Below are 19580 nucleotides of genomic sequence, written 5' to 3' on the forward strand. Positions count from 1 at the left end.
TGCTAGACCTCAAAAAGCATAATGAAACAAGGAAAATAATAATGCGATCTATCATCGAGTTCTGGGCGAGCTTTCGATTGCTACCTTCTGCATGGTTGCTACTTGTGCAATTTATCTTACTCATTTTGGCTATGCTGACTTTTCATGATGTATTTTACCGCACCCTAACATGGGCTTTAGGCGTGCTGGCCTTACTCATTATTGCCAAGGTTATTCGTCAAACCCCAATGTTTACTTTTCTCGGGTTAACATTTGTCAGTGGGGCGATTATATCCTCGGTATTTATTTTATTAGGATATGGAAATTTATACGTTCAGGTTTTTGCGCATGGTTGTGAAGCGCTAGCGTATTTTTCAGCAGCTTATGGCTTATTTCGTTATATGTTTGCCGATCAGTATTTAACAAGAGATGAGCTGTTTGCAGCAGCAGCAGTCTTTACGCTTATCGCATGGGGGTTTGCATTTTTATATAACATTTGTCAGCTTATTCTTCCGTCTAGCTTTCAAAATCCAAATAACGTGCACCACTTACAAACTTGGTTAGATTTATTATTTTTAAGCTTTAGTTTGCAGTCGGCTACAGGCTTGTCTGATTTAATGCCCCTTAGCCCACCAGCACGCGTTTTAGCCATGCTCCAAATGTTCTGTGGCGTCATGTATTTAGCTTTAATTGTGACTCGATTAATTGCTTTACAATATATTACCCACCTCCCTAAAAAAAATTCAGATAAATAATGTAGAAGGTGTTTTAATTTATTTACACCTTTGTAACTGCAATATTCTTTAAGTTTAATTAGAGTATTATCGGCTTTCTCAATTGAAAGGCCTAACTTCGTTCATTCTATGAATATCTTATCGGCATTTAAGCCTGTCACTCGTCATTAAAATAACATGGAGGATTTATGCCTTCCAAACAACCCGGTTGGTTCGCAAACGTTAATCCTAACGTATTTTTTGGTACGGTCATTATTATTGCTCTGTTCTTAGCAGTTGTTGTGATCGCTCCGAGTTCTTTTGAACTTTTAACGCAACACTTGAAACAATGGATCACTGACTCGTTTAGCTGGTTTTATGTTTTATCTGTTGCTTTCTTTCTCATCTTATTGATTTATATCGCCTGTTCATCAATTGGACGTATTAAATTAGGCCCCGACCATAGTCAACCTGATTATAATAATGGGTCTTGGTTTGCCATGCTGTTCACCGCAGGTATGGGAATTGGCTTAATGTTCTTCGGTGTTGCTGAACCCGTTATGCATTACGTTACTCCCCCGAGCGGTGACGCACAAACAATTGATGCGGCCCAGCAAGCGCTAAGAGTTACCTTTTTCCACTGGGGGCTACATGCTTGGGCGATTTATGCTTTAGTGGGATTGGCTTTAGCTTACTTTGCCTATAGACATAATTTACCTTTAAAGACACGTTCTGCACTTTATCCTCTCATCGGTAAAAAGATTTACGGCCCACTGGGCGATAGTATTGATATTTTTGCAACGATAGGAACTGTATTTGGTGTCGCAACATCTCTTGGTTTTGGGGTAACCCAGATCAATTCCGGTTTGCATTATTTATTTGGTGTCGAGCAAAGTACCCATGTTCAAGTTTTACTCATTATTTTCGTTAGTATTTTAGCATCTTTATCTGTTTTTTTAGGTCTAGATAAAGGTGTAAAACGCCTATCAGAAATAAACTTGGTTTTAGCTGTAATTCTCTTAGTATTTATTTTTATTGCCGGCCCAAGCATTTATTTGCTCCAGACAACCATTCAAAACACTGGGCAATATATTTCTAATCTTTTTACCATGACATTCAATTTATATGCTTATCAGCCAAATGGATGGATTGGTGGTTGGACAATTTTGTACTGGGCTTGGTGGATTTCTTGGTCACCATTCGTGGGAATGTTTATTGCCAGAGTGTCGCGTGGTCGTACTATTCGAGAATTTATTGTTGGGGTTTTGCTTATTCCAACAGGCTTCACTATTATCTGGATGGGCTTTTTAGGAAATGCTGCGCTATTTAGTATTATTCATGAGCATCAAACAACTTTAATTCAGGCTGTTCAACAAGATTCGTCAGTTGCATTATTTGAATTTCTAAATCATTTACCTTTCTCTGGGGTAATGAATGTCTTGGCAACTGTTTTAGTGGTTTTATTTTTTGTCACCTCCGCTGACTCGGGTGCATTAGTGACCGACTATTTAACTGCAAAAACAGAAAATTCGCCAACATGGCAACGTCTGTTCTGGACAGTACTGATGGCTCTACTCGCTATTATTTTATTGTTGGTAGGAGGTTTGGCTGCACTTCAATCTTCAATCATTATGAGCGCACTCCCATTTACAGTCGTCATGCTATTTATGAGTTGGGGGTTAATAAAGGCGCTGCATCTTGATGTCACTAAAATGACTGCTATTCAAGAAGCGAGAATTACACCGCGCGCTATTCATAACCCGCGGAGCTGGCAACAGCGTCTGGGATTAATCATGCACTATCCTCATAGTGAAGCAGAAGTAAAACAGTATATTGAAAAGCAGGTGAGCGGTGCTTTTGAAAATATTAAACATGAGTTTAGACGCCGTCATCTGGAAGTTTCAATTAGTCAACTTGAAGATGGTATGCAGCTTAGAGTAGACCATCATCATGAAATTAATTTTATTTATAAAGTTGTTTCACGTGAAACATTACCGCCAAGTTTTCTTATGGGACGTACTGAAGCGGAAGATGGACAATACTTTCAGGCAGAAGTCTTTTTACGAGAGGGCGGTCAGAACTATGATGTGATGGATTGGACTCAAGAAGATTTAATTCAGGACATTATTGATCAATATGAACGTCATCTGTATTTCTTAAATATTGTACGAAGCTAATATTTAGGCATTAAAAAAGGACTCAATTGAGTCCTTTTTTAATTCGATTTCTAAATTAAATTAGAAACGGAATTTAGTATTTAAGCCGATAGTTTGTGTGTCGTAGCTAGTAGAAGCATTTTTAACGTCAGCTTTCATGTACGATGCACCAACTGCTAAAGCTGGAGTAATGAAGTAGTTTACGTTACCACCCCAAGCTTGACGGAATTCACCAAGTTCATTACCTTTGATGTCAGCTACGCCATCGTTACCCACGAAAGATGCGCCAACACTTAACTTAGGAGTTAAGTAAAGGTCAGTTTTTAAACCGTATTGGTTTTCTTCACCGAAAGCACCAGCAGCTTCAAAACCAATTGCCATGTTAGTTCCATCGATTGGGCCTACATATTTAGCACGTGCTGTAATAGCATCTTGGTCATCTTGAATCGCAGCAGTTTGGTTTACAGCAGAGTAGATACCGTTGCTGATGATGCCAAAGTTGTCTAAAGCGAATTGGTTAGCAACACTTGTATAACCAACAGTCATCAAGAAGTTAGGTAACAACATAGCACCAACTTCTAATGCATAACGGTCACCGTTGTCATCTTTAGAGAAGTTGTTTTTACCATCAACATCAGTGTGGTTGTAAGTTGCGCTAGCATATACAGGAAGGTAAGGTGTAGGAACGTAAGCCTCACCTTTAACACCGTAAGTACCAACGTGGTAGTTTACGTTGTTTTGGTCATACTGTTGGTAGCTATAGCCTACAGATACGTTAGAAGCTTGGTTCAAGAAAGCCGCTTCAGCTAAAGGACCTTTAGTGGTATCAACATTTTTTAAATAGTATGTACCAGCAACGTCACCAGTGAAGTTTTTATCATTTGCAGTTGTGTCAACATATTCAGATTGACCTTGAACTTCAAATTGATAAGCATGAGCACCGGTCATGGCTAATAATACAGCAGTGGCTAAACCAAGTTTTTTCATAATCATTTCCAGCAATAACAAGAGATAAAGCTGGGGTCATTGTATTGTAACAATTTATGAAGTCAATAATGAAAAAAAGGAATGTTAAAGATATTTGACACTTATGTAAAAATTGGTGAAAAACTAATCAAATGAAAAGTAAATTGTCAACCTGATAAAAAAATGAACATTTACAAGAGGCTAATAATTATATTTCATAAGGAATTTAGTAGTAAATGTTTAAAAGTTATTACAATTATAATTGGAAAAATAGATTGTGTTAATCGGTTTTAACATTAATAAAATTATAATATTGTTTACAAAGTGGATAAAAAATCATCGTTTTCTTATCAAATTTGTATTATTTTGAGGAATAGTTAACAATATTTAGATTAGTTTAACTAAAAAATTTAACTATTTTTAATTATTATATAAGTGATTAAAATAAAAGAAATCTCTATTTTAAATTGAAAAATCGATTAAATTCTAAATTCTGATTAATTTAATCGACTTTACAAAAGTAGAGATGAGTCACATAATTTAATTGCAAAGTTCACTACCTAACATTTTTAGGATTTAAAGTGCTTTCCCAGATACGATGTGCGTAGTACATCAGATTTTATGAGCTCAGCTTTCCCCAAGGTTGAGCTTTTTTTTATCTATAAGAAAATCTTAAAATTATAATAACAATTACATGAAATTTAGTTAAAAAATATTAGGCCAAAAAGAACCCAGCTTAAAGCTGGGCAGTGGATGCAGGGAGAATTGCATCCAAGAGGATAACTAAATACGTTTTACTATCATTGCTAAATATTTTTAATCTGTAAAATAGAGTTTTTTCATAAAAGTAATTTAATTTTTCGATACAGTTTATTATTTAAGCTTACTAAAATATAAAACCGTATAATTATTAAACGAGAAATGAAGGGTTTATTGATGAAATTCTAGTTATTAAAATGCTAGGATGGATTTAAGCCTAATTTATATAGTCGTAAAAATGTCAGGACATTTACGGAGTACTAGCTAGAAATGTCAGGATTACGTTCAGAGCACATCAGTAATCGACTGTTCTTTTTTATGCTGGTTATTATTTTGTCCCTATTATTCATGGCAATACCACTTATTGTGGGAAGCTATCAGGATTATATAAAAACTAGACAAGCCTTAGCCGAAATAAAAAGTTTAAGAGCGGTAGCCGATATTGCCTATAAAATTTCTAAGGAGCGTGCTCCAGCTAATAAAATGATGTCGAGTAGGCCTGATAATTTATTGAAAAATCAGCAAGAATTAAAAAAATTTCGTTTAATTGTTGATGCGCAAATTGATACAAGCATTCTTATCTTAAAACAAGCCGGTTATATTTCATTAGCAAATGAGCTGCAAACTAACTTTAAAGAAAATCTTAGACAAGCTCGTCGTGTTGTTGATTATTACGGTGAAACGCCATATGGAGCGAGAACTTCCGTCCAAATGGATAATGCCATTTTGGGGATGTTTGGAGTATGGGATAATTGTAGAGAAATACTGCAAAAATTGATGTTGCAGCTAAAAAGTAAAGATAGCCGTATTTCTAATTACTTTACGCTCATTATAGTTCTGACCGATATGCGAGATCAGGCGGGACGGATGGCATCTAATATTATTGCTCCTGTGAGCTTTAATGAAGAAATTCCTAGTAATAATCGTGCACGTTCCCTGCAAACTCAGCATCAATCTAAATATTTATGGATTTTGGTTGATACCTTGCAGCCTGAACAGGCAAAGACCCCTAAATACCGTCGGTTATATTCCCGAGTGAAATCAGAATTTATAGATAAAGGTATTCCGATTGTAGAAAAGTTATTAGAAGAAAGCCAAAAAGGAGAGCCATATTATTTAAATGGCACTCAATTGACAGAAGCAATCGTGGGTAAATTTACCACTGTGGTTGATTTACAAAGTTATATTCTTGATGAAAGTGTAGTGATTGCATCTCAAGAAAATGTAATTGCTCGAAATGGTTTTTTTTTGACTTTATTAATTTCTTTAATTTCTTTAGCCACAGCGTTACTTACGCTTAATTATGCACAAAGAAGAGTGTTTTCTCCTTTAATAAAAGCAAGAACTTTAATTTTAGATTTATCGCATAGTTCTAATCATTGGACAGATGAGATGAATGTAACAACAAAAGGTGAATTTCTTTCTTTATTTGAAGCGATTGATCGATTACAGCGTATGTTGCAACAACGCGATGCTTTTGAATTTCAATTAAAGAATATTGCTAATACTGATCCATTAACTGGTGTGTCCAACCGTCTAGCTTTATCTGAATATTTAAAAATTGTTGAAAGCTATCCTCAAAAATTTACCCAGACCTGTTTAATGATTATAGATATAGATCGTTTTAAACAGGTGAATGACCAATATGGGCATATTGTGGGTGACCATGTCATTGTCAGTATTGCCGAGCAATTAAAGCAAAATATCCGAAGTTCGGATTTAATTATTCGTTATGGTGGAGATGAATTTTTAATATTGTTAGAGCAGGTGCAATTTGTAGATGCTCGCCTTTTAGCAGAAAAAATTCGTAATGCTATTTCTTTAGAAGAAATTGATTTATCTGGTTCAGATGAAAAATTGCATGTGTCTGTCAGTATTGGTTTTGCAATAGGAGCGACGAGTTGGATAGAGCTTTTAGAGAAAGCTGACCGTTCGCTATTAAAAGCTAAAGCCCGAGGGCGGAATGTAGTTGAGGGGTAAAAAAGCCGGAAATGATTTCCGGCTTTTTATTCAATAAATTACTTCAACATCGGTTTTAAGAAACGACCTGTATGTGAAATCTCAACCTCAGCCACTTGTTCAGGTGTGCCTTCGGCAATGATCATCCCGCCGCCTGAACCACCTTCAGGACCTAAGTCGACAACCCAGTCAGCTGTTTTAATCACGTCTAGGTTATGTTCAATCACCACAATGGTATTACCCTTGTTGCGTAGCTCATGCAAGATATCAAGAAGTTTTGCAATATCGTGGAAATGAAGACCTGTGGTTGGCTCATCCAAGATATATAAAGTTTTACCCGTATCTCGTTTTGCTAACTCACGCGCTAGTTTCACACGTTGTGCTTCACCACCAGAAAGTGTGGTTGCAGCTTGACCTAAGCGAATATAACCGAGACCCACTTGAGTTAAGGTTTCTAAACGACGATGAATGACTGGAATTGCACTAAAGAATTCGGCAGCATCTTCAACGGTCATTTCTAAAACATCAGAAATGTTTTTGCCTTTATAGCCCACTTCAAGTGTTTCACGATTGTAGCGTTTGCCATGGCATGCATCGCAAGGCACATACATGTCTGGCAAGAAGTGCATCGCAACTTTAATCATGCCGTCGCCTTCACACGCTTCACAGCGTCCACCTTTAACGTTAAATGAGAAACGTCCTGCGCTGTAACCACGGGCTTTTGCTTCTGGTGTTTGGGCAAATAATTCACGGATTGGGGTAAATAGTCCTGTATAGGTCGCAGGGTTAGAGCGTGGCGTACGACCAATTGGACTTTGGTCAATATCAACGACTTTATCAAGATGTTGAAGACCATCAATTGCATCAAATTTTTCAGCAGTTAAAGTCGTTGCACCATTAAGCTGTGTCGCTGCTAAAGGTAGCAAAGTACGGTTAATCAGCGTCGATTTACCTGAACCTGAAACGCCAGTCATACAAGTCATAATGCCGAGTGGAATGGTTAAATCGACATTTTTTAGGTTATGACCGCTCGCACCTGAAAGTTTGATGAACTCGTCTGGACGTGGCGATTGAGTCCGTTGTTTTGGTATCTCAATTTTGCGTTTGCCTGAAAGATATTGACCTGTGAGCGAGTCAGGATGGTTAGCCAATTCATCATAAGTTCCTTCGGCAATAATCACCCCACCATGAATACCTGCGCCTGGACCAATATCAATAATATGGTCGGCTGCACGAATTGCATCTTCATCGTGTTCAACAACCAGTACCGTATTACCCAAATCACGTAAGCGAATTAAGGTTTGTAGTAGACGGTCATTATCACGTTGATGTAGACCGATCGATGGTTCATCAAGTACATACATCACACCCATTAAACCCGCACCAATTTGTGATGCTAAACGGATACGCTGTGCTTCACCGCCCGATAACGTTTCGGCAGAACGGGCCAGACTTAAATAGTTCAGACCAACGCTCACCAAGAAGTGTAGACGTTCACGAATCTCTTTAAAGATTTTATCTGCAATTTCGCCTTTGGCACCTTCCAGATTTAAGTCTTGATAGTAGTTTTCGGCATCACCAATCGACATGCGGGTAATGTCGGCAATGGTTTTGTCTTTAACACGAACGTTGCGGGAAATTTCATTTAGGCGTGAGCCATCACATGCGTCACAAGCTGCGTTAGATAAATATTGAGCTAAATCATCGCGGACATAGTTACTTTCAGTTTCACGGTAACGACGTTCCAGATGTGGCAAAATTCCTTCAAAAGGTTGTACACGTGTGTGTTTACGGCCACGTTCATCGATATAACTTAAATCGATTTTTTCTTTGCCCGTACCTTGTAAAAATTTCTTTTGGGTATCTTTATCTAATTGGTTCCACGGTGTATCCAGTTGAAAACCAAAATGATCAGCAACTTTTTGTAGCATGGAGTAATAGTAAGGACGCTGACGATCCCAACCACGAATTGCCCCTTCACTAATCGCAAGATCAGGAGTTGGAATTAATTTCTCAGAGCTAAAGTGACTGCGTGTACCTAATCCATCACAAACAGGGCAGGCACCGAATGGATTGTTAAATGAAAATAAACGCGGTTCGAGTTCTGCCACAGCACGATCACATTCAGGACATGAGTGTTTTGCAGAAAAAACGCGATCAGGATGTTCACCATTCATCCATGATAAAACTGCAATATCACTGCCTAAACGTAACGCGGTTTCAAATGATTCAGCAATACGGTTACCTAAGTCTTCACGTACTTTAAAACGGTCAACTACAACTTCAATAGTGTGCTTTTTCTTTTTGTCGAGTTCAGGTGGTGTATCAATATCAATGATTTCGCCATCAACACGTGCTCGTACAAAACCTTGACCTTGTAGTTGTTCGAACAAATTACTGTATTCACCTTTACGTTCACGAACCACTGGGGCAAGCAGCATAAGCGATGTGCCTTCCTCCAGCGTTTTTACCGCATCTACCATTTCAGAAATAGTTTGCGCAACCATTGGTAAATCATGCTCAGGGCAATAAGGCGTACCGACACGAGCGTAAAGTAAACGCAAATAGTCATAAATTTCGGTAATGGTACCGACAGTTGAGCGGGGGTTGTGACTGGTAGATTTTTGCTCAATCGCAATGGCTGGAGACAGACCTTCAATTGAGTCTACTTCAGGCTTTTCCATTTGCGATAAAAACTGACGAGCATAGGCCGAAAGTGATTCGACGTAACGGCGTTGTCCTTCGGCATAGAGGGTATCGAAGGCAAGAGAAGATTTTCCTGAACCTGATAACCCCGTAATTACCACAAATTTGTCGCGTGGAATATCGAGTGACACATTTTTTAAATTATGGGTACGTGCGCCTCGAATACGGATATGACTTTGGCTCATAAAACATCTCAATATGTATTGATGAAAATTTAGTTGTTGATCGATCAGCTATGTGTTGCACGGCTATTTAGAAGCAACAGACCATATATGATAACGATTTAAAATTGTTCAAGTGGTATAAAATGATTTAAAGCGACAAATTGTGACGGTTAAACGACAATCGACAAAATTTGTTTAATTTTTCAGGTTGTATTTTTAACACTCATCATTCTAGATTTCCACTTTAAGTCACAAACAAAATGAAGCAACATAATTTTACTAGACGACTGGTCTAATAGTGGGTTAGTCTGTTTGTATGAAACGATTAAATAAAAGTGAAACCACCCGTCAACACATTTTGGACACCAGTTTTGAGCTGGTATTACATAAAGGATTTGTCGGCGTTGGTTTACAAGAAATCTTAAAGGCTTGTGACGTACCTAAAGGTTCGTTCTATCACTACTTTGCTTCAAAAGAGGCATTTGGCTGTGCTTTGCTAGAGCAATACATGGCTGACTATAAAGTTCGTATGGAACAGCTTTGGCAGCACAGTGAGCAAAGTGCCCACGCCCGTTTAATGGCGTTATGGCAGGCATGGATTGATGATCCGGTAAATGGTAGCTGGGCTGAAAACTGCCTGATTGTGAAGTTGGCGGCAGAGGTTTCTGACTTGTCAGAAGATATGCGTCAAATTCTCAATGACGGTGTGCACAAATTAACGCAACGTTTGGCTTTGCTACTCAAAGAAGGCCAACAAGAAGGATCAATTCCAAAACACATTGACCCTTTGAAAACTGCCCAAGTGATGTATCAGTTATGGTTAGGTGCAGCTTTACTCACCAAATTGTCTCAAGACAAAGCACCTTTACATTTAGCTTTGGAAACTACCCAACAACTCTTAAAACCGATAGAGGAATAAAGCATGCGAAGTATTATCCATGGTAATTTTGGCGAACCTGTAGACGTTTTAGAGCAGGCGGATATGCCAAAGCCAGAACCAAAAGCAGGCGAAGTTCGTATTAAAACGATCATGTCTCCAATCCATAACCATGACGTGTGGACGGTACGTGGAAGTTATGGCTACAAGCCTACTTTACCCGCTATTGGTGGTAGTGAAGCCGTTGGTATTGTTGATGCATTGGGTGAAGGCGTTACTCATGTACAGGTAGGGCAACGTATTGCAGTTGCAGCTGTTCATGGCAGTTGGGCTGAATACTTTATTGCACCAGCTCAGGGTCTTATTCCATTAAATAATGAAATTGATGATGAAACAGCGGCGCAGCTGATTGGTATGCCAATTAGTGCTCTCATGCTATTGGACTTTGTAAATGTTCAACCGGGTCAGTGGTTAATTCAAAACACAGCGAATGGCGCGGTGGGTAAAACTGTTGCCATGATTGCGCAGGCACGTGGTTTACCTGTGATTAATCTGGTTCGTCGTACTGATGCAATTGCCGAGATGCAAGCATTAGGCATTCAACATGTTGTAGCAACCGATCAGCCTAACTGGAAAGAGCAAGTTAAACAGATTCATGGGGACCAACCTTTAATTGCGGGTGTGGACTCGATTGGCGGAAGTGCAAGTGGTGAAATGCTTAACTTGCTTAGTGAAAATAGCCTATTGGTTTCATTTGGAAGCATGACAGGTGAAACCATGCAAATTTCATCGGGTGATCTTATTTTCAAACAAGCAACTGTAAAAGGTTTCTGGGCAAGTGTGGTCAACAAAGAAATGCCAGCAGAACGTAAAAAAGAGCTTATTGTCGAGTTATTAACGCTGGCAACTCAGAAAAAATTAATCCTTCCTGTAGAAGGCGTTTTTAGTTTTGATGAGATTAAAACTGCTGCCCAAAGAGCAACTCAAGGTGCTCGCCAAGGCAAAGTATTGTTAAAGCCGTAAAATACTAAAAGATCAGTCGAGAGACTGATCTTTTTTTAATATCTTTAAAATAAAAAGGAAAATTGTATGATCGGACAAGTTTTAGTGGGTTTAATTGCAATATTACATGTCTATATTTTAGTGTTAGAGATGTTTTTGTGGGATAAGCCCTATGGCATGAAAGCCTTTGGAAATAATGCAGAAAAAGCAAAACTCACCAAAGTAATGGCACAAAACCAAGGGCTTTATAATGGCTTTTTGGCTGCGGGTTTGTTTTGGTCTTTATTGGCAGATGCACCGTTTGCGACATCGATTGCTAACTTCTTTTTAGGCTGTGTACTCATTGCAGGTATTTATGGTGGACTAACAGCCAGTAAAAAGATTATTTATATTCAGGCAGTTCCCGCATTGATTGCGTTGCTTGCTGTTAATTTTCTCTGAAAAGTGCACAATACAGCGTTTTGATATGGAAATGACCAGATAGGATCGGCGCATGTGGGCGTTATTTTTAAAATGTATGTTGGGGGCAGGGGTTGTTCTCGTCATTTCGATTTTATCGAAAAGTAAGGCATTTTATATTGCAGGTTTAGTCCCGCTTTTTCCTACATTCGCTTTGATTGCTCATGTGATTGTCTATCAGCAAAAAGGGGCTGAGGCTTTACAGAAAACAGCTCTGTTTGGCCTATGGTCACTCATTCCATATGCCATTTATTTAGTGGCGGTCTATGTGCTGGCAACGCGTATGTCGATGTGGTCATGTCTAGGCTTGGCAACACTGTGTTGGGTAGTTGCCGCGGCAGGTTTAATTTATAGCTGGCAACTATTTCAGCATTAAAAGATTAAGAGATAGCCCTTAATCTTTTAAATTGAACTAGCTTTATGACGGATCGATAACGCGGGTTCTGAGCATCCCTTCAACTAAATTGATCATCTTTTTGCGAGAAAGAATTCGAGGCAGTTGAGACGTTAAATAATTGCTACAACCTACAACAAGAGTTGGTTTATTTTTATCTAATGCTGCAACTGTTGCAGACACAACATCATCAACTGTCGAACTTTTCATACCGCTGGTATCGGCATTTGCGATCTGAGTAAAATTGGTTTCTGTATTTCCTGGGCAAACCGCTAGAAATTTAACACCAGAAGATGAATATTCTCCTGCCAGCGCCTCAGTAAATTGTAATACGTAAGATTTACTCGCACCATAAACAGCGATATAGGGTAATGGCTGGAACGCCCCTGTCGATGAAATATTAATCATGATGCCTTTTTTGTTAGCAAGCATGTGCGGCAGAAATAAATAACATAAAGACGTTACGCTACTGATATTCAGCGTGATCATTTCTTGATAGGTAGCTACAGATTGATCTAGAAATTTAGTCCATTTTCCAAATCCTGCGTTATTAATTAAAATTTCTACTGATAATTTTCTAGCTTGTACTTCATCAAATAAGGTTTGAGCTGAATTTGGTTGAGCTAAATCTAAAACGATCACCTCAACAGTCACGTTATATTTTTTTCTAAGTTCATCGGCTAAATCATTCAGCTTTTGCTCGGACCGCGCCGTTAGAATTAAATTAATCCCTAAAGATGCAAGTTTTTGTGCATAGGCTTTGCCTATTCCTGAAGATGCGCCAGTAATTAATGCGGTTGAATTTTTGAAGGTAGAAAGATGAGCACTCATTTTATTGGTCCGTAATAACAGAAGTTATTACGATAAACCTTGTCCCTAAGGGCAGAGTCAAGCACTCATTTTGAAAGCTATTTTCATATTTTAATAAGCTGTTTTAGGCAGAAATTTTATTGGTAATATAAGTTTGAATAATCTCATCTTCTAGTTGTTTTAAATCCTCTTGTAGACGGTTTAACGCTTTTTTTTGCTCAATAATTTGTTGATTCTTTTTCTGAATAAGTTGCTGTGCAACTTCTACAGGAAAGCGATTATTTTTATATTTTAAAGTTGACAAGTCATAAAGTTCGGAAAGGCTAAACCCAACAGCTTGTGCGAGACGAATCATTTTAACTGATTGAACGTCAATCGCTTCATAAATACGATAATTTCCTTTTCTTTTTGCTACGGGTAGTAAACCTAATTTTTCGTAATGCCGAATGGCTTTAGGAGTCGCTCCAGTTAAAGATGCTAATTCGCCAATATACATATCTGTCTCTCATTTTATTGAAAATCGATCAGCGTATTGAACCATCTGATCGATTCATTTGAAGTTTTAAATATGGTCTAAACCTAACCATTGTCTTTGGTGGTAGGCGCTATCCCAAAATAACCACTCAAGTTTTGCGCCCATAGTGTAAGCAGCATGCATTTTTTCTAAAGTGTCTGCATCGCAACGTGCCGCAACTTTATCTACTGTCGCAATCACATTACGAACGGCTGTATGAAACTCTTCACCAGCATAGGTGTCTACCCATGCTTGATATGGGTTGTTCGGCACCGATTTGCTCACAATATCTTTACCGACTTCGGCATAGATCCAGAAACAGGGTAAAAGTGCGGCCAGCACAACAGGATAACTTTCAGACCAAGCAGTCGCTGTCAGAAATGAAGTGTAATGATGGCCAGCCAACGTTAATGACGTATTTTTAAATTCTTCTTTGGTGACACCAAAATTTTTCATGAAGTCATCATGCAAACTGCGTTCAACCACAATCGCAATTTTTGCTGCATCTGAAAATTGCATAATATCGTCAGCATCAAAAGCTTTGGCTGCTGCAACAGCAAGCACACGACCATAGGCCACTAAATATTGGGCATCTTGAATCACATAATGACAAAATGCTTCTTTATCTAAAGTTCCACTAGCAAGTTCCTGATTAAAAGGAAGGTCGAGAATTTTTTGATATAAATTTAAATTACGTTGCCAGAGTTCTTGAGAAAAAAGCATAAAATCATTCCATTTAAAATAAGACAGCTGAACCGGATTTTAAATCAATTTTAAAATATAAAAATAATAATGATAGATATATCGCAAGAAAATATTTAATCCGATTAACAAGTTAATAAAGAATTATAAATTTCTTATTTAACATAGGGATAAAGTAAGTGTAATAACGGCACAAAACGACATCATTTTATGGTGAATTATCGATATAATAACCGCGTTTTTAAAGAAAGATTAAGTTTAATTCTTGGCATAGGTCTGATCCATGAAGCATTTCCGATTTTCGATATTTTTTACGGTGGTGTGTTTAGCACTATCCGCGTATTGGGGTTTTACCCATGGACCTGAAGCGGGCATGTCTACCATGCTTAAAGCTTTAACAATTACAGCCATTTTAGCTGTAATGGAGGTTTCTCTATCTTTTGACAATGCTGTTGTCAATGCATCGGTTCTGCGTAATTGGGATCCTTTCTGGAAAATGCTATTTTTGACGGTGGGTATTTTAATCGCCGTTTTTGGTATGCGTTTAATTTTCCCAGTGGCAATTGTTGCTGTAACCGCGGATATGGGAATGATTGAAGTGGCCAAATTGGCACTCAACGATCCAAAAACGTATTCTGAACGCTTAATGGCCCACCACGCCGAGATTTCTGCTTTTGGTGGAACATTCCTATTATTGGTTTTCTTAAACTTCTTTTTTGATGAAGAAAAAGAAACTCATTGGTTCAGATGGCTTGAAGCTAAACTTTCTAGCTTAGCTAGCGTACCAGCAATGTCTGTTTTTATTGCTCTCATTGCGATGTTAATTATGGCAGCTAATGTTGATGAATCGCAGCGCCTTGTTGTGACTATGGCAGGTATTTGGGGCATTGTGGTTTATATTGGGGTAGAAGTATTAAGCCATATGTTAGGCGGTGAACCTGAAATTGATGAAGATGGCAATGCCGTTATGAAAGATGGATCAGGCGCTGCTTCGGGTGTAGTTAAAGCGGGAATTGGTGGTTTCTTATACCTAGAAGTGTTAGATGCATCTTTTAGTTTTGACGGCGTGATTGGTGCTTTTGCGATTACGAGTGATGTTGTCGTGATTATGCTTGGTCTTGCAATTGGTGCTATTTTTGTCCGTTCAATGACAGTTTATCTTGTTGAAAAAGGCACGCTAGATGCGTATGTGTTCTTGGAACATGGAGCACATTATGCCATTGGTGCTTTAGCATTCATTATGATTGCAAGTGGTACAGGCGTACATGTACCAGAAGTGGTAACAGGTTTAATTGGTGTAGCATTTATTGTTTGGGCTGTATTTGCTTCAATTCAATATAGTAAACGCCATCCACACTCGTCTTAAGCTAATTTTCAGTAAAGATGTTTAAAATAAAGAGGCTAAATGCCTCTTTATTTTTTTAAGCTGAAATCGTTAATTTAAATAAGGGGGTTCCGTATTTTTAGAAACGAATCGGCTTATAATTTGCCTAGTTTGATAAACGTGTATTGATATGATGAATGCTTTGGAACGTCGCTCAACTTTTGCCTTAAGTAGTATTTTTGCGCTACGCATGTTGGGTTTGTTCATGATTATTCCTGTCTTTTCTGTAGTCGGGCAGTCATATCAATATGCGACTCCAGCACTCATTGGTTTGGCTGTGGGTGTCTATGGTTTAAGTCAGGCGATTTTACAGATTCCATTTAGCTTACTTGCTGACCGTTTTAGCCGTAAACCTCTCGTGGTGCTTGGCTTGTTACTTTTTGCTATTGGTGGTGCTATTGCCGGTTTATCTGACACGATTTATGGTGTGATTATTGGCCGTGCCATAGCAGGTGCGGGGGCTGTTTCAGCAGTCGTGATGGCGCTTTTGGCAGATGTTACGCGCGAAGAGCAACGTACTAAAGCTATGGCTGCCATGGGCATGAGTATTGGTTTGTCTTTTGTGGTGGCTTTTAGTCTTGGACCTTGGCTCACAAGCATTGTAGGTATTTCAGGCCTATTCTTTGTCACGACCATTATGGGCTTAATCGCGATTTTGATGCTCTTGCTTGTGCCTAAAGTGACCCGTCATCATCGTAATTATCAGCAAGGCTACATGGCGCAGCTTAAGCAAGTCATTCAAATGGGTGATTTAAACCGGTTGCATGTTTCGGTTTTTTCATTGCACTTACTGCTCACAGCCATGTTTATTTATGTGCCTTCACAGCTCATCGAGTTTGCACATATTCCTTTAGCTAGCCATGGTCTGGTGTATCTGCCACTGTTAGTAATTAGTCTGTTTTTTGCATTTCCAAGCATTATCGTGGCTGAAAAATATCGTAAAATGCGAGGCATTTTCTTAACGGCAATTACAGGGATTATTGCAGGTTTGCTGTTACTGATATTTGGTTATCAATCAAAATATGTATTACTCGCAGGCCTAGGTATTTTCTTTATTGCATTTAATGTGATGGAAGCATTATTGCCATCGTGGTTATCAAAATGTGCTCCAATCCAGTCAAAAGCGACTGCTATGGGTGTAAATGCCAGTAGTCAGTTTTTAGGTGCTTTTTTTGGGGGCACACTTGGTGGACAACTATTGATGTTACATAATACTGCGATGGGATGGAGTGTCTTAGCAGGGATTGCTATAATATGGCTGCTAATTAGTTTTGGTTTAGCTCAGCCGCGGTATTTGTCATCTATTGTGTTGCCATTACCGCAAGTGCAACAGGTGAATGAGTGGACCACACAGCTATTGGCAATTCGTGGTATTGAAGAAGTTGTGGTGATGCCTGACCAGCAAGTTGCTTATATTAAAGTCGATAAACAGTCACTTGATGAGGCTGCGCGACGTGATTTAACGCAGTTGTTCGGTAAAGAGGTAGCCATTTAAGCATAACTCTTATAAAGTAAAACATAGAAATGTATAGGATGAAGACAGCTAATGCGTGGTGTAAATAAGGTTATTTTGGTTGGTACTTTGGGTCGTGATCCTGAAACAAAAACTTTTCCAAATGGGGGCTCGTTGACTCAATTTTCAATCGCGACAAGTGAAGCTTGGACTGATAAAACTTCGGGTGAACGTAAAGAACAAACAGAATGGCACCGTATTGTTTTGCATAACCGTTTAGGGGAAATTGCTCAGCAGTTTTTACGTAAAGGTTCTAAGGTTTATATTGAAGGTTCATTACGTACGCGTCAGTGGACAGACCAAAATGGCCAAGAGCGCTATACAACAGAAATTCGTGGCGAACAGATGCAAATGTTAGATGGTCGTCAACAAGGTGAACAAGGTCTCGCTGGCGGTAATGATTTTAATCAACCGCGTTTTAACGCACCTCAACAAGGTGGCAATGGTTATCAAAATAATAATAACCAAGGCGGTGGTTATAACCAAAATAGTGGTGGCGGCTATGGCAGCAACCCAGCTGGTTTTGGTAATGGTGGAAACAGTAACCCACAATCTGGTGGTTTTGCTCCAAAAGCTCCACAACAGCCTGCGTCTGCACCAGCTGATTTAGACGACGATTTACCGTTCTAATCAAAGTTTCAAAAAAGGCGAGTTTATCTCGCCTTTTTTATTACTCGATTCCAAGTAAACGTAACAGTGCTGTACCAGCGGCTGCTAAACAAATCACCAATAATAGAGGCACTTTTTTCCAGACCAAGAAAAGCGCTAACCCAACACCAAAAATACGTGCGAAACCAGCAAAATGTTGACCTTCAAAAAATGTCGTCGTCACGGCAATAGCGCACAGCAAAACAGTTGCGCCGTTTGACAATAAAACTTGGTATTTTTCAGAAAAAGTAAATTTGGCACCTAAATGAAAACCCGCAAAACGAATGCTGTAAGTACCGAGTGCAAGTAAGGCTATACCTAAAATAATGAGTAATTGTTGATTCATTTCTTTCTCCCAAATATTAAACCAAAAAGAGAAATTAAAATTGGAAGTCCTGAGGCTAAAAAGGGTGTGGTGATCAGGGCTAAAGTTGCGCCAGAAAATGCAGCTCTTCGCGTAAATTTATTCTTTAAAGCAGAAAAAGTAAGAGCAATTAAAATGGCGGGGAAAATTGCATCTAGCCCAAATGTTTTTGGGTCTGGAATAGCAGTTCCAATAAAATAACCGGCAGTGACACCGAGTGGCCAGCTCAGCATGATGCTTATACCACACAACCAATAAGCAGCTTTTTTAGTCTCAAAATCAGGCTGTGCCATGCCAAACAAAACGCTTTCATCGTTCATGATATGGGCCCCGAAATATCGAGAGAATTTACCTCTGATTAATTCATTGACCGCAATTCCAAAAGGTAAATGCCTTAAATTGACCAATAGTCCTGCAATTGCAGCAGCAATCGGGCTACCGCCTACTGCTAAAAAACCAATAAAGATAAATTCAGCAGTCCCTGCAAGTACAAAAATCGATAAGCAAAGTGGAATCCACAAGGGGAGGCCATAGCTCGCGGCAAGAGAACCTAAAGACATTCCGACTACACTGGTTGCCAGACACACAAAGAAAATTGAGCGAGTGGTGTCTTTACTAAGTTTCTTAATGAGAGAGTATGTGGTCATAGCATGATATAACGAACGATTTTCCATTATAATGAATAAGTCTGATTGTTTTGTCAAAATGAACGATCGTTTTTTATATAGAACGGGTGTGTTGAATGTCTCAGCCAATTCAAATTATTGCCAAAGGTTTAACTCGTGAGCGCCAAAGAGTAGGGCTTTCATTGGCAGAGGTTGCTCGTCGTGCAGGTGTCGCCAAATCTACACTTTCACAATTAGAGGCAGGCCAAGGTAACCCAAGTATTGAAACCTTATGGGCGCTTTGTGTTGCACTAAATATTCCATTTGCACGTCTGATGGAAGAGCCTAGCAATCAGGTACAAGTGATTCGTTGCGGCGAGGGTCCAACAGTGAGTTCTGAGATTGCCAATTACAAGGCAATTTTACTGGCGAATTGTCCGCCTCATGCACGTCGAGATGTATATCTACTCATTGTTGAGCCTGGCGAAGACCGTCTTTCTGAACCCCATCCAGTTGGTTCTGTAGAGCACATTATTGTGGTTGAGGGCAAAGCTTTGGTTGGCTTAATTGATGAAGCTGTTGAGCTCGGTGTTGGAGATTATATTTGTTACCCTGCCGATCAAAAACATATATTTAGAGCTTTAGAAAAGGGGACAAAAGCTTTATTAATTTCTGAACAAAATTAAAGAATTTTAAACTGATTAAATTAAAACTTATTTATTATTCAAAATAAAAACCATTTACCAGCATCCCATACAAAAAGGGCCAATTTTGCGTATAAATTTTGCAATTGGCTCTCTCTTTTATTACAAAAATGGCTCTCGTTTCTTGACTGCCGAAACGACAAATTAAAGCCATTGGAAGTATGCATACGGAAGCGCCGGATAAGCTCAGTGAATTTTCTGT

The 19580-nt window shown here is 38.9% G+C and carries 18 protein-coding genes; 11 read left to right on the plus strand and 7 right to left on the minus strand.

The window, feature by feature from the left end; genetic code table 11:
* Nucleotides 1-41 precede the first annotated feature (41 nt).
* Complete coding sequence (locus KTH84_RS10950; protein ID WP_003654029.1) at nucleotides 42-734, plus strand: ion channel; 693 nt, start codon at nucleotides 42-44, stop codon at nucleotides 732-734.
* Nucleotides 735-901: 167 nt separating this feature from the next.
* Nucleotides 902-2869: a BCCT family transporter gene (locus KTH84_RS10955; protein WP_133971294.1), complete on the plus strand. Its 1968-nt coding sequence runs from the start codon at nucleotides 902-904 to the stop codon at nucleotides 2867-2869.
* Nucleotides 2870-2929: 60 nt separating this feature from the next.
* Here the strand turns inward: KTH84_RS10955 and omp33-36 are convergent, their stop codons facing one another.
* Nucleotides 2930-3835: a porin Omp33-36 gene (gene omp33-36, locus KTH84_RS10960; protein WP_042895717.1), complete on the minus strand. Its 906-nt coding sequence runs from the start codon at nucleotides 3833-3835 to the stop codon at nucleotides 2930-2932.
* A 1008-nt stretch (nucleotides 3836-4843) separates the two neighbouring features.
* Between omp33-36 and KTH84_RS10965 the strand changes: the two genes are divergently transcribed.
* Nucleotides 4844-6553 (plus strand): GGDEF domain-containing protein, encoded by a 1710-nt coding sequence (locus tag KTH84_RS10965; protein ID WP_262473121.1) that lies wholly within the window; start codon nucleotides 4844-4846, stop codon nucleotides 6551-6553.
* A gap of 38 nt (nucleotides 6554-6591) precedes the next feature.
* Here KTH84_RS10965 and uvrA read toward each other — a convergent pair whose 3' ends face one another.
* The gene (gene uvrA / locus KTH84_RS10970) at nucleotides 6592-9423 is read right to left on the minus strand and encodes an excinuclease ABC subunit UvrA (RefSeq protein WP_262473122.1); all 2832 of its coding nucleotides are present in this window, start codon (nucleotides 9421-9423) and stop codon (nucleotides 6592-6594) included.
* 295 nt (nucleotides 9424-9718) lie between these two features.
* Here uvrA and KTH84_RS10975 point away from each other — a divergent pair, with 295 nt between their 5' ends.
* The 4 genes from KTH84_RS10975 (at nucleotide 9719) to KTH84_RS10990 (ending at nucleotide 12116) form a co-directional block, all read left to right on the plus strand.
* Nucleotides 9719-10321 carry a TetR/AcrR family transcriptional regulator gene (locus KTH84_RS10975; RefSeq protein WP_262473123.1) on the plus strand — a complete coding sequence of 201 codons (603 nt, stop codon included), beginning with the start codon at nucleotides 9719-9721 and terminating at the stop codon, nucleotides 10319-10321.
* 3 nt (nucleotides 10322-10324) lie between these two features.
* Entirely contained in the window at nucleotides 10325-11302 is a 978-nt protein-coding gene (locus KTH84_RS10980) for a zinc-binding dehydrogenase (protein ID WP_262473124.1), read from the plus strand.
* Between the two features lie 66 nt (nucleotides 11303-11368).
* Nucleotides 11369-11722, plus strand: a complete 354-nt coding sequence (locus tag KTH84_RS10985) for a DUF1304 domain-containing protein (protein WP_133971304.1) — start codon at nucleotides 11369-11371, stop codon at nucleotides 11720-11722.
* Nucleotides 11723-11774: 52 nt separating this feature from the next.
* A complete protein-coding gene (locus KTH84_RS10990) occupies nucleotides 11775-12116 on the plus strand; it encodes a GlpM family protein (protein ID WP_262473125.1) in 342 nt (113 codons plus the stop codon).
* A 42-nt stretch (nucleotides 12117-12158) separates the two neighbouring features.
* Here KTH84_RS10990 and KTH84_RS10995 read toward each other — a convergent pair whose 3' ends face one another.
* The 3 genes from KTH84_RS10995 to tenA form a co-directional block, all read right to left on the minus strand.
* On the minus strand, nucleotides 12159-12965 hold the full coding sequence (locus KTH84_RS10995; RefSeq protein WP_262473126.1) for an SDR family NAD(P)-dependent oxidoreductase: 807 nt from the start codon (nucleotides 12963-12965) through the stop codon (nucleotides 12159-12161).
* Nucleotides 12966-13068: 103 nt separating this feature from the next.
* Nucleotides 13069-13440 carry a MerR family transcriptional regulator gene (locus KTH84_RS11000; RefSeq protein ID WP_262473127.1) on the minus strand — a complete coding sequence of 124 codons (372 nt, stop codon included), beginning with the start codon at nucleotides 13438-13440 and terminating at the stop codon, nucleotides 13069-13071.
* Nucleotides 13441-13506: 66 nt separating this feature from the next.
* Nucleotides 13507-14181, minus strand: a complete 675-nt coding sequence (tenA, locus tag KTH84_RS11005; protein WP_262473128.1) for a thiaminase II — start codon at nucleotides 14179-14181, stop codon at nucleotides 13507-13509.
* 262 nt (nucleotides 14182-14443) lie between these two features.
* Between tenA and KTH84_RS11010 the strand changes: the two genes are divergently transcribed.
* The 3 genes from KTH84_RS11010 (at nucleotide 14444) to ssb (ending at nucleotide 17687) form a co-directional block, all read left to right on the plus strand.
* Nucleotides 14444-15526, plus strand: coding sequence for a DUF475 domain-containing protein (locus KTH84_RS11010; RefSeq protein ID WP_133971314.1), 1083 nt, complete (start codon nucleotides 14444-14446; stop codon nucleotides 15524-15526).
* A gap of 148 nt (nucleotides 15527-15674) precedes the next feature.
* Nucleotides 15675-17039 (plus strand): MFS transporter, encoded by a 1365-nt coding sequence (locus KTH84_RS11015; RefSeq protein ID WP_262473129.1) that lies wholly within the window; start codon nucleotides 15675-15677, stop codon nucleotides 17037-17039.
* A gap of 51 nt (nucleotides 17040-17090) precedes the next feature.
* Nucleotides 17091-17687, plus strand: coding sequence for a single-stranded DNA-binding protein (ssb, locus tag KTH84_RS11020; RefSeq protein WP_042895689.1), 597 nt, complete (start codon nucleotides 17091-17093; stop codon nucleotides 17685-17687).
* A gap of 40 nt (nucleotides 17688-17727) precedes the next feature.
* Here ssb and KTH84_RS11025 read toward each other — a convergent pair whose 3' ends face one another.
* Together KTH84_RS11025 and KTH84_RS11030 are read right to left on the minus strand one after the other, a co-directional pair.
* Nucleotides 17728-18051, minus strand: coding sequence for an AzlD domain-containing protein (locus KTH84_RS11025; protein ID WP_202743140.1), 324 nt, complete (start codon nucleotides 18049-18051; stop codon nucleotides 17728-17730).
* The gene (locus KTH84_RS11030; RefSeq protein WP_262473130.1) at nucleotides 18048-18743 is read right to left on the minus strand and encodes an AzlC family ABC transporter permease; all 696 of its coding nucleotides are present in this window, start codon (nucleotides 18741-18743) and stop codon (nucleotides 18048-18050) included. The genes KTH84_RS11025 and KTH84_RS11030 overlap by 4 nt, the downstream gene beginning before the upstream one ends.
* 68 nt (nucleotides 18744-18811) lie before the next feature.
* On the opposite strand from KTH84_RS11030, the gene KTH84_RS11035 reads away from it, so the two are divergent.
* The gene (locus KTH84_RS11035) at nucleotides 18812-19360 is read left to right on the plus strand and encodes a helix-turn-helix domain-containing protein (RefSeq protein WP_133971340.1); all 549 of its coding nucleotides are present in this window, start codon (nucleotides 18812-18814) and stop codon (nucleotides 19358-19360) included.
* Nucleotides 19361-19580 lie beyond the last annotated feature (220 nt).

The organism is Acinetobacter sp. WU_MDCI_Abxb74 (genome assembly GCF_025513915.1).
GTDB classification, from domain to species: Bacteria; Pseudomonadota; Gammaproteobacteria; order Pseudomonadales; family Moraxellaceae; genus Acinetobacter; species Acinetobacter calcoaceticus_C.

Excerpts from the sequence above, each read along its gene's own strand:
- KTH84_RS10950 (WP_003654029.1), top strand. The coding sequence starts at position 42 with ATGCGATCTATCATCGAGTTCTGGGCGAGCTTTCGATTGCTACCTTCT.
- KTH84_RS10955 (WP_133971294.1), top strand. The coding sequence starts at position 902 with ATGCCTTCCAAACAACCCGGTTGGTTCGCAAACGTTAATCCTAACGTA.
- omp33-36 (WP_042895717.1), bottom strand. The coding sequence starts at position 3,835 with ATGAAAAAACTTGGTTTAGCCACTGCTGTATTATTAGCCATGACCGGT.
- KTH84_RS10965 (WP_262473121.1), top strand. The coding sequence starts at position 4,844 with ATGTCAGGATTACGTTCAGAGCACATCAGTAATCGACTGTTCTTTTTT.
- uvrA (WP_262473122.1), bottom strand. The coding sequence starts at position 9,423 with ATGAGCCAAAGTCATATCCGTATTCGAGGCGCACGTACCCATAATTTA.
- KTH84_RS10975 (WP_262473123.1), top strand. The coding sequence starts at position 9,719 with ATGAAACGATTAAATAAAAGTGAAACCACCCGTCAACACATTTTGGAC.
- KTH84_RS10980 (WP_262473124.1), top strand. The coding sequence starts at position 10,325 with ATGCGAAGTATTATCCATGGTAATTTTGGCGAACCTGTAGACGTTTTA.
- KTH84_RS10985 (WP_133971304.1), top strand. The coding sequence starts at position 11,369 with ATGATCGGACAAGTTTTAGTGGGTTTAATTGCAATATTACATGTCTAT.
- KTH84_RS10990 (WP_262473125.1), top strand. The coding sequence starts at position 11,775 with ATGTGGGCGTTATTTTTAAAATGTATGTTGGGGGCAGGGGTTGTTCTC.
- KTH84_RS10995 (WP_262473126.1), bottom strand. The coding sequence starts at position 12,965 with ATGAGTGCTCATCTTTCTACCTTCAAAAATTCAACCGCATTAATTACT.
- KTH84_RS11000 (WP_262473127.1), bottom strand. The coding sequence starts at position 13,440 with ATGTATATTGGCGAATTAGCATCTTTAACTGGAGCGACTCCTAAAGCC.
- tenA (WP_262473128.1), bottom strand. The coding sequence starts at position 14,181 with ATGCTTTTTTCTCAAGAACTCTGGCAACGTAATTTAAATTTATATCAA.
- KTH84_RS11010 (WP_133971314.1), top strand. The coding sequence starts at position 14,444 with ATGAAGCATTTCCGATTTTCGATATTTTTTACGGTGGTGTGTTTAGCA.
- KTH84_RS11015 (WP_262473129.1), top strand. The coding sequence starts at position 15,675 with ATGATGAATGCTTTGGAACGTCGCTCAACTTTTGCCTTAAGTAGTATT.
- ssb (WP_042895689.1), top strand. The coding sequence starts at position 17,091 with ATGCGTGGTGTAAATAAGGTTATTTTGGTTGGTACTTTGGGTCGTGAT.
- KTH84_RS11025 (WP_202743140.1), bottom strand. The coding sequence starts at position 18,051 with ATGAATCAACAATTACTCATTATTTTAGGTATAGCCTTACTTGCACTC.
- KTH84_RS11030 (WP_262473130.1), bottom strand. The coding sequence starts at position 18,743 with ATGGAAAATCGTTCGTTATATCATGCTATGACCACATACTCTCTCATT.
- KTH84_RS11035 (WP_133971340.1), top strand. The coding sequence starts at position 18,812 with ATGTCTCAGCCAATTCAAATTATTGCCAAAGGTTTAACTCGTGAGCGC.